This window comes from Streptomyces sp. SID8374, from assembly GCF_009865135.1.
Classification (GTDB): Bacteria; Actinomycetota; Actinomycetes; order Streptomycetales; family Streptomycetaceae; genus Streptomyces.
Map to the genome: position 1 here is coordinate 209095 of NZ_WWGH01000001.1, position 11693 is coordinate 220787.

The 11693-nt window shown below is 72.5% G+C and carries 7 protein-coding genes and 2 riboswitches; of the genes, 3 read left to right on the forward strand and 4 right to left on the reverse strand.

Features of this window, described 5'->3' with window-relative positions:
* Positions 1-240: 240 nt before the first annotated feature.
* The 3 genes from GTY67_RS00935 to aceA form a co-directional block, all read right to left on the reverse strand.
* On the reverse strand, positions 241-1119 hold the full coding sequence (locus GTY67_RS00935; RefSeq protein ID WP_161277435.1) for a 3-hydroxybutyryl-CoA dehydrogenase: 879 nt from the start codon (positions 1117-1119) through the stop codon (positions 241-243).
* Positions 1116-2708, reverse strand: a complete 1593-nt coding sequence (gene aceB / locus GTY67_RS00940; RefSeq protein ID WP_161277436.1) for a malate synthase A — start codon at positions 2706-2708, stop codon at positions 1116-1118. Before aceB ends, GTY67_RS00935 begins: the two co-directional genes overlap by 4 nt.
* A gap of 80 nt (positions 2709-2788) precedes the next feature.
* Positions 2789-4069, reverse strand: coding sequence for an isocitrate lyase (gene aceA, locus GTY67_RS00945; RefSeq protein ID WP_093694334.1), 1281 nt, complete (start codon positions 4067-4069; stop codon positions 2789-2791).
* A 372-nt stretch (positions 4070-4441) separates the two neighbouring features.
* On the opposite strand from aceA, the gene GTY67_RS00950 reads away from it, so the two are divergent.
* A complete protein-coding gene (locus GTY67_RS00950; protein WP_161277437.1) occupies positions 4442-5926 on the forward strand; it encodes a short-chain fatty acyl-CoA regulator family protein in 1485 nt (494 codons plus the stop codon).
* Between the two features lie 28 nt (positions 5927-5954).
* On the opposite strand, the gene GTY67_RS00955 is transcribed toward GTY67_RS00950, so the two are convergent.
* On the reverse strand, positions 5955-7373 hold the full coding sequence (locus GTY67_RS00955) for a hypothetical protein (RefSeq protein WP_161277438.1): 1419 nt from the start codon (positions 7371-7373) through the stop codon (positions 5955-5957).
* A 121-nt stretch (positions 7374-7494) separates the two neighbouring features.
* Positions 7495-7573, reverse strand: a riboswitch (cobalamin riboswitch).
* 151 nt (positions 7574-7724) lie between these two features.
* Positions 7725-7798: riboswitch (cobalamin riboswitch) on the forward strand.
* Between the two features lie 141 nt (positions 7799-7939).
* Between GTY67_RS00955 and GTY67_RS00960 the strand changes: the two genes are divergently transcribed.
* Positions 7940-10711, forward strand: coding sequence for a prenyltransferase/squalene oxidase repeat-containing protein (locus GTY67_RS00960; RefSeq protein ID WP_161277439.1), 2772 nt, complete (start codon positions 7940-7942; stop codon positions 10709-10711).
* Between the two features lie 77 nt (positions 10712-10788).
* Positions 10789-11688, forward strand: coding sequence for a hypothetical protein (locus GTY67_RS00965; protein WP_343238736.1), 900 nt, complete (start codon positions 10789-10791; stop codon positions 11686-11688).
* Positions 11689-11693 lie beyond the last annotated feature (5 nt).

Sequence of the window (11693 nt, forward strand, 5' to 3'; positions counted from 1 at the left end):
GTAGGTCCTTCCTGCCCGGGTCCACCGCCGACGGCGCGAAGGGTTCGCCCCGACCCGCCCAGTGTCGTGACCCTGTCAAACCGTAGAATGGTCCAGACCTTCGGTCAAGAGGTCTGGACCAGGCGGCCCGACAGAGGGGCGCGAAAACACCGCGGCGGGGTGGAAGCAGCACAGTCAACTGCTCCGCACCCCGCTCGGCACCGGCCGCGGTCCCTCAACCGCGGCCCCAACCCGGGCCCCTCAGCCCCGGTCGTACATGTGGAACCCGCGGCCGGTCTTCCGGCCGAGCAGCCCCGCCTCCACCATCCGCTGGAGCAGCGGCGGCGGGGCGTAGAGCGGTTCCTTGAACTCGTCGTACAGCGATGCGGCGATGGAGGCCACCGTGTCCAGGCCGATCAGGTCGGCGAGCTTGAGCGGGCCCATCGGGTGGGCGCAGCCCAGCTCCATCCCGGCGTCCACGTCGGCGGCGGTCGCGAAGCCGGACTCGGCCATCCGGATCGCGGAGAGCAGATACGGGATGAGCAGCGCGTTGACGACGAAGCCGGACCGGTCCTGGGAGCGGACCGCGGTCTTGCCGAGCGTCGCCGTCACGAACTCCTCGGCCGCCGCGACGGTGGCGGGCGCGGTGTGCAGGGAGGGGACGACCTCCACGAGGGGCAGGACCGGCACCGGGTTGAAGAAGTGCAGCCCGAGGACGCGGTCGGCGCGGTGGGTGGCCATGCCCAGGCGCATGACGGGGATGGCGGAGGTGTTGGTCGCCAGGATCGCCTCCGGGTCCTCGACGATCTTGTCCAGGGCGGTGAAGACCTCCGTCTTGGCCTCGGCGTTCTCCACGACGGCCTCGACCACCAGCTGACGGTCGGCCAGGGCGTCGAGGTCACCGGTGAAGACCAGCCTGTTGAGCGCGTCCTCGGCGGTCAGGCGGTCCAGCTTTCCGCGCTGCACCGCCCGTTCCAGGGAGACCGCGACCCGCTCGCGGGCCCGGTCGGCGGCGGTGGCGTCCGCCTCGCAGACGATCGTGTGCAGACCGGCCCGGGCGCAGACCTCGGCGATCCCGGCGCCCATCTGGCCGCCGCCGACGACGCCGACCTTGGTGATGCGGGCGGTGGGGGCGCTCATGCCCGCACCGCCGGTCGGCCGACGAGGTGGCGGGCGTACGCCTCCGTGGTGAAGAAGGCGGGCAGCTCCTTGGCGAGGGCGGTGCGTTCGAAGAGGTCGCGGACCTGGTCGAGGCGGGCCCAGGGGTACGTGGCGCCGAGCGTGGCCAGCTCCTCCTCGAAGAGGCGCTCCACGCTCTCGCGGTCGACGGCCTTGTGCTTGAGCCACTGCCAGATCTGGACCCGGGCGATCTCGGCGGTCGCCGCGTCCTCCATCAGGCCGTTGAGGGCGACGGCTCCCTGGCCGTTCAGCCAGGCGTCGTAGTAGCGGAGGGTGACGGCGATGTTGTCGCGTACGCCCTCCGGGGTCGGGCGCCCCGCCGTGCGTCGTACGGCGACCAGCTCCTCGGCCGTGACATGGACGTCGTCGCGGGTGCGCTCCAGCTGGTGCGGCCGGTCGCCGAGCACCTCGCCGAAGACGGTCCGGCAGACCGGGACCAGGGCGGGGTGGGCGACCCAGGAGCCGTCGAAGCCGTCCTCCGCCTCGCGCTCCTTGTCCAGCCGGACCTTGGCCAGCGCCGCTTCCTGCGCGCCTTCGCCGCCGCCGGGGATCTGGGCGGCCATCCCGCCGATGGCGTGGGCGCCGCGCTTGTGGCAGGTGCGGACGAGGAGTTCGGTGTAGGCGCGCAGGAAGGGGGCGGTCATGGTGACGGTCGCCCGGTCGGGGAGGACGAAGTCGGGGCGGTGCGCGAAGTTCTTGATCAGGCTGAAGAGATAGTCCCAGCGGCCCGCGTTGAGGCCGGCGCTGTGCTCGCGCAGCTCGTAGAGGATCTCCTCCATCTCGAACGCGGCCGTGATCGTCTCGATGAGGACGGTGGCGCGGATCGTGCCCCGGGGGATGTCCAGCAGGTCCTGGGCCAGGAGGAAGACGTCGTTCCAGAGGCGCGCCTCGTACCGGTTCTCCAGCTTGGGGAGGTAGAAGTACGGTCCGCTGCCCGCGTCGATCTGGCGGCGGGCGCAGTGGAAGAAGTAGAGGCCGAAGTCGACGAGGGCGGCGGGGACGGGCCGTTCGTCGATGACGAGGTGCTTCTCGGTGAGGTGCCAGCCGCGCGGCCGGACCATGATGGTGGCGGGCCGGCCGGTGAGCCGGTACTCCTTGCCCGCCTCGCTGGTGAAGTCGATGCGCCGGTCGATGGCGTCGATCAGGGTCAACTGGCCCTGGACGATGTTCTCCCAGGTGGGCGAGGTGGCGTCCTCGAAGTCCGCCATCCACACCTGGGCCCCGGAGTTGAGGGCGTTGACCGCCATCCGCCGCTCGGGCGGCCCGGTGATCTCCACCCGCCGGTCGGTGAGGCCCGGGGCGGGCGGGGCGACGCGCCAGTCGGGGTCCGTGCGGATCGACTTGGTGGCGCGGGAGAAGTCGAGGGGGGTGCCGCCGCGCAGGAGGGCGGAGCGGCGGCGGCGTTCGGTCAGCAGGTCGAAGCGGCGGGCGGTGAAGGCCGCGTCGAGGCGGGCGATGAAGTCGAGGGCCTCGGGGGTGAGTACCTCCTCGTGCCGGTCGCCCGGTACGCCGAGGACCTGGACGCGGCCGGTCGTGACAAGGGTGGTCATGCGGGTCTCCTCAGCGGGGGCGTGGGCGGTGGCGGACTCCGGTCGCGGGGATGGGTGGTCCCCGCGACCGGCCGGGACTTCTAGTGGAACTGCTCCTCCTCCGTCGACCCGGTCAGTGCCGTGGTCGAGGAGGCGGGGTTGATGGCGGTGGAGACCTGGTCGAAGTAGCCGGTGCCGACCTCGCGCTGGTGCTTGACGGCGGTGAAGCCCTGCGCCTGGGCGGCGAACTCCCGCTCCTGGAGGTCGACATAGGCGGTCATGCCCTGCTCGGCGTAGCCGCGCGCCAGGTCGAACATGGCGTGGTTGAGGGAGTGGAAGCCGGCCAGGGTGATGAACTGGAAGCGGTAGCCCATGGCGCCCAACTCCCGCTGGAACTTGGCGATCTGGTCGTCGTCCAGGGCGGCCCGCCAGTTGAAGGAGGGTGAGCAGTTGTACGCGAGCATCTGGTCCGGGTGCTCGGCGTGGATGGCCTCGGCGAACTCGCGGGCCTGGGCGAGGTCCGGCGTACCCGTCTCGACCCAGATGAGGTCGGCGTACGGGGCGTAGGCGAGGCCGCGCGAGATGACCGGCGCCATGCCGTTCTGCACGCGGTGGAAGCCCTCGGCGGTCCGCTCGCCCGTGATGAACTGCGCGTCGCGCTCGTCCACGTCGCTGGTGATGAGGTTGGCGGCGAGCGCGTCGGTGCGGGCCACGATCAGGGTCGGCACATCGGCGATGTCGGCGGCGAGGCGGGCCGCGTTGAGGGTGCGCACGTGCTGGGCGGTGGGGACGAGGACCTTGCCGCCGAGGTGGCCGCACTTCTTCTCGGAGGCGAGCTGGTCCTCGTAGTGGATACCGGCCGCACCGGCCTCGATCATCGCCTTGGTGAGCTCGAAGGCGTTGAGCGGGCCGCCGAAGCCGGCCTCGGCGTCGGCGACGATCGGGGCCAGGTAGTCGGTGGTGTCTCCGGCGTCCTCGGCGGTGGCGATCTGGTCGGCGCGCAGCAGGGCGTTGTTGATCCGACGGACCACGCTGGGAACGGAGTTGGCCGGGTAGAGGCTCTGGTCGGGGTAGGTGTGGCCGGCCAGGTTGGCGTCGGCGGCGACCTGCCAGCCGGAGAGGTAGATGGCCTGGAGGCCGGCCTTGACCTGCTGGACGGCCTGGCCGCCGGTCAGGGCGCCGAGCGCGTGGATGTAGTCCTGCTCGTGCAGCTGGCGCCAGAGCCGCTCGGCGCCGCGCCGGGCGAGGGTGTGCTCCTCGCGGACGCTGCCGGAGAGCCGGACCACGTCCTCGGCGCTGTAGGTGCGCTCGATGCCCTTCCAGCGGGGGTCGCTCGCCCACCGCTGCGCCAGCTCTTCCGCCGTCGTCCTTGCCTGCGCCATGGCGTTACTCCCGAAGTCGTGTGGGTCGATCGTGTGAACGGTGCGAAGCCTGCGTCACCGAGTGACGCGACTTCTGATGCGGCCCACCGGACCTCCGAGGTGGAACGGTAAGCAATGCGCCCGGCGAACCGGTCCGGGATCCCGAGGAGTACGACGTCAGGGCGTGAAATCGTGCTCGGTAACCCGGTTCGGAGCCGGTGTCCGGTGGGCCGCAGGAACAACACTGGCAGTGGCACTGAGTGCCATCAACCGGGGACGCATGCCAAGTTCTGCGAATCTTTCCGCGCACTTTGCCAAGGTTGCGAAGGCCTCCGGCGGCCGTATCGCGGCTAGGGTTGTCGACATGTTGACCACGGCGCGAGGGGTCCCGGCATGAGCAAGACCTACGCGGGCGCGCGGCTGCGCAGGCTGCGTGAGGAGCGCGGGCTGAGCCAGGCGGAGCTGGCCCGGATGCTGGCGATCTCGCCGAGCTATCTGAACCAGATGGAGCACGATTCGCGCCCGCTCACCGTGCCGGTGCTGCTGCGGCTCACCGAGGCGTTCGGGGTGGACCCGGGCTTCTTCTCGGAGCGCGACACGACCCGGGTGCTGGCGGATCTGCGCGAGGCGCTCGCCGACGAGGTCGGTGCGGCGCGGGTCTCGGCCGCCGAACTGTCCGAGCTGGCCTCCCGGCTGCCGGGCGTCGCCAACGTGCTGCTGGACCTGGGGCGGCGCAACCAGGCGCTGGCCGGACGGCTCGCGGAGGCCGCCGAGCTGCGGGGCGGCGGCGGGCCCGACCTGCCGCGCTCCCCGCACGAGGAGATCCGCGAGTTCTTCTACCGGCGGCAGAACTACCTCCACGAGGCGGACCTGGCGGCGGAGGAGCTGGCGGCGGAGATCGGGGTGCGCCCCGGTGAGGTCGTACGGGCACTGTCGGGGCGGCTCACCGAGCGGCACGGGATCAGGCTGGCCACCGCCGACGACCGGCGGGGGCGGGGCGGGGGCGGGGCGGTCCGCCGTACGGCAAGGCACGGCAGCGACGAAAGCGGCAGGGGCGCCGGCCGGCTGCACCACTTCGACCCGGACGCGCGGGTGCTGTACCTCTCCAGCCGGCTCCGCCCCGGGCAGCAGGCGTTCCGGATGGCCACTCAACTGGCGCTGCTCGAATACGGCCGCGAGATCTCGCAGTTGGCGTCCGAGGACTACGGCGAGGGGTCCGCGACCTGGCCGCTGGCGAGGATCGGGGTCGCCAACTACTTCGCGGGCGCGCTGATCCTCCCGTACCGCGCCTTCCATACGGCGGCGGAGGAGGTCCGGTACGACATCGAACGCCTCACCGACCACTTCGGGCTCGGTTACGAGACGGTCTGCCACCGGCTCTCCACGCTCCAGCGGCCCCGGCTGCGCGGGGTCCCGTTCTCCTTCGTCCGGGTCGACCGGGCCGGGAACATGTCGAAGCGGCAGTCCGCGACCGGGTTCCACTTCTCGCGCGCGGGCGGCACCTGCCCGCTGTGGAACGTGTACGAGGCGTTCGCCGCCCCGGGCCGCATCCACGTACAGATCGCGTCCATGCCCGACGGGCAGCGCTATCTGTGGACCGCGCGGGCCGTGACGCGCCACCGGGGCGGCTGGGGCGAGCCCGGCAAGACGTTCGCGATCGGGCTCGGCTGCGAGATACGGCACGCGGGGCGGCTCGTCTACTCCGACGGCCTCGACCTGGACAACGCCTCGGCGGCGACGCCGATCGGGATGGGGTGCCGGATCTGCGAGCGGCTGGACTGCCCGCAGCGCGCGGTGCCGCCGCTGGGGCAGCCGCTGGCCATCGACGAGAACAGCAGCACGTTCGTTCCGTACCCGGTGAAGGGGGCGCCCGAGTAGCCGGTGTGCGCCCCCTCACCGGGCCCGGTCAGGAGAAGCGCAGGGCGATCGTGTCGCCCACGCCGATCACCTTGTTACGGGTGGCCCCGGCGAACGCCGAACCGTCGACGGACACCTTCCAGGTCGCCGAGCCGGTGTTGGCCTTGCCGTTGATGGAGGTGATGGTGCCCGTCCCGGAGGCGGGGACCACAGAGGTGACGCAGCCCGCCGGGGTGGACGCGGTCGACGCGGCGGCCAGGACGGTGCCGAGGTCGGTCGTGGTGCCGGTGGGGGTGAAGGCGACGTTGCAGACCTTCAGGGTGCCGGTGCCGTCGTCCACGGTGAGCGCCAGCTTCGTCGCCGTACCGGAGGTGAAGCCGCTCGCCGCGACCCAGGTGGGCGCGCCGACCGTGACGGGGGTGGGCGGGGCGGCGGTGAAGCCGCCACCGGCGACGGCGCGCAGGGCGTCGGTGGAGGAGTAGGCGGACGGGGCGGTGTCCGAGGGCTGGTACTTGAAGCCGCCGGCCGGGTTGAACTGGTTGGCGATCAGGAAGTCGACCGGGGTCTTGCCCGCCGGGGTGAGGAAGTCGCCGGTCTGCGGGTTGATGCCGCAGGCGTTGAGGCCGGAGATCGCCCAGCCGTTGGAGCTGGTGTTGATGCCGTACATGGCGTTGAACGCACCGGAGGCGTTGACCAGCTTGCTCTTGAGGAACGCCTTGGCCTGGACGATGTCGGGGTCGGTGCTGGGGACGCCGGAGACGCAGAGCGCGGCCATCGAGGCGCCCGTCATGTCGATGTCGCCCGGCTTGGCCAGCTCGGTCGCGTTGCCCTCGGCCTTGCTGTAGGTCCAGCCGCCGTCGTTGTGCTGGTTGGCCCGGACGCGGGCGACGACCTTGTCGACGAGCGCCTGCGGGACACGCTGGGCGCCCGCCTGGGTTCTGGCGCCGCCCAGCGCGAGGGCGGCGAAGACCGTCCCGTTGTAGTTGGCGGACGGGCCGAAGTACCCGGCCTCGGCGTTCTGCCAGTAGCCGTAGATGTCGGCGATCAGGTTGCGCGATGCGGAGACCCGGGCGGGGTCGATCCCGGCGGCGTACGCGTTGAGCGTGCCGCGCTGGTAGTCGGTGACGACGGGCGTTGCGGAGGGCCAGCCGGGGGTGGAGAGCAGATTGCGGTAGACGGTACGGGCGTTCTTCGTCGCGTCACCGCCGGGCGTCACGTCCACGGCGGCCGTTCCGGCGGCGGCGAACGCACTGAAGGCCCACTCGTTGGAGAGCCCGGAGCCCGCGTACGAACCGTCGGCGGCCTGAAGGGACTTGAGGTACGCCACGCCGTTGGTCTTCGAGGTGGCTATCTGGGCGGGGGTGGAGGTCGCGGCCGCCGGAAGCGCGGTGAGGACGAAGGCCCCCAGGGCGGCGGGCACCACGACGGCGAGGCGGCGAGACGTACGAGAGGTGACAGAACGGGGCATGTGCCTGCTCCTGGAATGAGGGGCGCACGGCACCGCACGCCCCCGGGTACACCGAGAGGGCAGAGGTGGGTGGCCGGCGCCCGAACGCGTGGGTACGGCTTGGCTGGTACAGCTGCCAGCAGGGCATTCGGGCTCGGGAGCGGCCCCCTGCCGTCCCACACCGCTGCGCGTCAGCCCCGGATTCGCACCGGGTTCCCCCTCGTGGCAGGCCAGGACGCTACCGGAGGCGGCAGGGGCGCGCCAGGGACGGCAGGGGGCGTGCGGGGGGGGCGCGAAGGGAAGGAGACACGGCCCACCTTGACGGTCGCTTCGAGAGCGTGTTCCAATCCGCCTGATAAGCACTCAGCCCTCAGGGGAAGCCGGTCGAAATCCGGCGCTGACCCGCAACCGTAGGCCCGCCACCGCGCGGGCGAGCCGGAATGCCTGGGGCACGGAATTTCAGCGAGAAACGCCGTCGCGGACTACGGCGTGGTTCGAACAGCTCCCTGCGGGCGGCCCCTTCACGGCCGTGTCTCCGGGGAGCCGTCTGCCACGCATGGCCCGCCCGGACGACACGAGGGGCCGTGGTGGGGACCGCACAGCAACATGACCGGCGCACAGCCGGGAAGAGACTCCTCTCGCTGTTCTCGGCGGCAGCGGTGACCTTCGCCGCGAGCGTGGCCTTCGTCACCGGCGCGGCTCCGGCGGCCGCCGACCCGATCGAACAGTGCACGCCCACCGTGGGCGCCATCGTGGCGGTGGACTTCGGCCCGTTCGGCGGCGGCGTGGTGCGCGGCTGCGACACCACCCCGACCACCGGGTACGAGCTCCTGCGCGACGGCGGGTTCACCACCGAGGGCACCCAGCACGACGGGCCCGGCTTCATCTGCCGCATCGGCAACGGTTCCTTCAACTCCGGTACGCGGTACCCGACTCCGGCCGCCGAGGACTGCGTACTCACCCCGCAGGCCACCGCGTACTGGTCGTACTGGATCGCCTCGCCCGGCCAGGCGAGCTGGTCCTACAGCCCGCTCGGCGCGATGGACCGCAAGCCCAAGGCGGGCGACGTGGACGCCTGGGTGTTCGGCGGAACGGACGTCGGCGGCACCACCGGGCGGCCCACCTTCACCCCGGACGATGTCCGCGCGGGTGGCGGCACCACGCCCACCCCGTCGGAGACCCCGACGGACGGCCCGGGCGCGCCGGTCGGGAAGATCGACGTACCGGCCGCCGCCCGCTGGGTGAACCAGCAGCTGCACGACGGCAGCCATGTGGTGGACGAGGGCGCCGACACCCCGAACTACTTCCTCACCACCGAGGCCGCCTACGCACTCGCCGCCGCCGGGGGCAGGAGCCCCGCGCTGGACAAGGTGGTGGCCCGCCTCGCCTCCGGCGCCACGGAGTACGCCTATGCTGCGGGCCCGAAGGAAGCGCCCGACGCCACCGCAGCGGCCCGGCTGACGCTGGTCGCGGCGATCACGGAGGGCGACCCGCGGAACTTCGGCGGGCACGACCTGCTCGGCGACCTGGAGAAGAACGTCTGCCAGGCGGGCCCCGGCCCGGGGTGCACGGCCAAGGGCGACTTCCAGGGTGCATCGTACGGCGACGGGCAGGCCTTGGCCGTACTGGCGCTGCTGCGCGGCGGGGTCGTACCGCCGACCGAGACCGTGACCCGGCTGACCCAACTGGTCTGCGAGGACGGCTCGGTGACGAGCATCCTCATCGGCCCCGGTGAGTTCTGCGACGGCGACCCGATGACCACCGGCCTGGTCGCGCTGGTGCTGGACGAGGCGGGCGGCCACGACTCCACCGTCGCCAAGTCCGTCGCGTACCTGAAGAAGGCGCAGCTGAGGAGCGGCGCGTTCCCCGCGTACAACGGGTCCACCACCGGCTCCGTCCCGGCCACCGCCTACGCGGCGCAGGCCCTGCGCGCGCTCGGTGAGGTCCGTGCCGCCGATGCGGCGATCTGGTGGCTGTCGCGGGAGCAACTCGCCGACGGCGGCTTCGGGTTCGACGAGGGGGCCGAGGACCCCGCGCTCTACGCGACGGCCCCTGCCGTGCTGGCGGGCAGCGGCACCAGCCTGGTCACCCTGACCACGAAGGTGCCCGAGCCCACGGACCCGCCGACCACTCCCCCGACCGTTCCGCCCACGACGCCTCCGTCCGGTGGCGGCCCGGACCTCAAGAAGGGCGTCGCCTACCTCACCAGCCCCGCCAACCTCCACCAGGGCCGCTACTACACAGCGGGCGGGCCCACCGGGCGCGCCGACTTCGGCCTCACCGTCGACGGCGCCTTCGCCCTAGCCGCGACCGGCCACGACAACGACGCGCTGCGCACGGTCGTGGACTTCCTGGACCAGGGCGGCAAGGACGGCGAAGCCCGTACGGTGCACGACTGGACCAACGTCGGCTCCGCGCACGCGATGGGCGGCTCCATGGGCAAGGCGGCGCTGCTCGCCCAGGTCGTCGAACGCGACCCGCGCGACTTCGGCGGCAAGGACCTGATCGCCGGTCTGGCCGACGCGGTCTGCACGGCCAAGAGCGAGGCGCCGGACCGCAGTTGCGCCGACAAGGGCGCCTACACCTACGCCATGTCCGTCTTCGGCCAGTCCCTCGGCGTCATCGCCCAGGTGCGGGCGGGCGAGACGAAGGCGGCCGAGGCCCCGATCGGCTATCTGGCCGGGCTCCAGCGCCCCTCCTCGGGCGCCTGGCCCAGTCTGGTCCCGCCGACGGGTGACGCGGACGTCGACTCCACCGCGATGGCGGCGATGGCCCTGGACCTGGTCCCCGGCGACACCCACGCGGCGGCCGTGGACAAGGCGCTGGCCTGGATCGCCTCGAAGCAGCTGAAGGACGGCGGCTTCCCGGGGGCGGCGGGCAACTCGGTGAACTCGGCGGCACTCGCCGTGCAAGGCCTGTCCCTGGACGCCGACAAGTACGGCAAGCAGATCACGAAGGCGCTCAAGTTCCTTGCCTCGCAGCAGAATACGGACGGCGGCTTCAACGTGGCCAAGGAGGGGCAGCGCGGCTCGGACCTGCGCGCCTCGACGCAGGCGGTGGGCGGTTCGACCGGCATCTCGTTCGGTGTGCTGACCCGTTCCCTGGTCGGTACGACGCCGAACCCGGTGCCGTCCTCCTCCACCGCCCCGGAGATCGTCACGCCGGGGGACAGCGCGGGCTCCGCCGGTGGACCGGGTGTCGTGAACGCGGGCGGTCCGGGCAGCGGCGGTGGCGGTCTCGCCTCGACCGGTGGGCAGGCGCTGGGCCTCGCCGCGGCGGCCGCCGTGCTGGTCCTGGCGGGCTGGGGCGCGGTCGTGGCCGCGCGCAAGCGGCGTACGACCGCGGGGAGTGACCTGTGAGGTCCCGCATACGCCGGGCCGTCGGCCATGCCGTGGCCGCAGGCCGCTTCCGGCGGGCCGTCGGCCACGCCTTTGCCGTGCTCGGCCTCACCGGTGCGGCCCTCCTCGCGCCCGCCTCCCCGGCAGCGGCGGCCCCGCAGCCGATCGGCCGGTGCACGACCTCCTCGGGCGTCGTCCTGGCCGTCGACTTCAGCCACTGGGGCGGTCCCGTCTACCGCTCGTGCGGTACGACGCCGACCACGGGCTACGAGCTGCTCAACCAGGGCGGCTGGCAGACCACCGGCACCGGCCACGACGGGCCGGCGTTCATCTGCCGGATCGGCTACAGCGGCCACCAGGGCGGCAAGCAGTACCCGACGCCCCAGCAGGAGGACTGCGTCCTCACCCCGCCCGCCTCCGCCTACTGGTCGTACTGGCACGCCGACCCCGGGGAGAACACCTGGGAGTACAGCCAGCTCGGGGCCATGAGCTACAAGCCCCAGCCGGGCAGCGTGGACCTGTGGATCTTCGGCGGGACGAACATCGAGGGCACGAAGGGCCGCCCGACGCTCACACCGAACCAGCTGCGCGCCCACAACTCCCGTCCCACGGGCGGCGATCCGGCACCGCAGCCGAAGCCGAAGCCCGATCCCGTACGGACGACTCCGCAGCAGCCGAACGGGGGCGGCCAGGCACCACCGCCTCCCGCCGCGGCCCCGTCGGAGACCGTGACGGCGTCCTCTTCGCCGTCTCCCACCGCAAGCGCTTCCCCGTCCGCGTCCGCCTCTCCGTCCCCCTCCCCCAGCGCCTCCTCCGCCTCGCCGGGTGAGGTGGTGGCGGCACCGGAGGGCACGGCGAAGGTGGTGGACGCGGCACCGGCGCCGGACGCCGAGCACGACTCGGGCTCGGTGGTGCCCGTCGCGGCGACGGCCGGTCTCGTTGCGGCGATCGGTGGCGCGGCCGTGTACGCCGCGAAGCGCCGCCGCCGTGCGGAGTAGCGCCC

What these genes read in the sequence shown, in the direction of transcription:
- aceA (WP_093694334.1), bottom strand. Translation starts at nt 4,069, where the DNA reads ATGGCGCAGGCAAGGACGACGGCGGAAGAGCTGGCGCAGCGGTGGGCG.
- aceB (WP_161277436.1), bottom strand. Translation starts at nt 2,708, where the DNA reads ATGACCACCCTTGTCACGACCGGCCGCGTCCAGGTCCTCGGCGTACCG.
- GTY67_RS00955 (WP_161277438.1), bottom strand. Translation starts at nt 7,373, where the DNA reads ATGCCCCGTTCTGTCACCTCTCGTACGTCTCGCCGCCTCGCCGTCGTG.
- GTY67_RS00935 (WP_161277435.1), bottom strand. Translation starts at nt 1,119, where the DNA reads ATGAGCGCCCCCACCGCCCGCATCACCAAGGTCGGCGTCGTCGGCGGC.
- GTY67_RS00950 (WP_161277437.1), top strand. Translation starts at nt 4,442, where the DNA reads ATGAGCAAGACCTACGCGGGCGCGCGGCTGCGCAGGCTGCGTGAGGAG.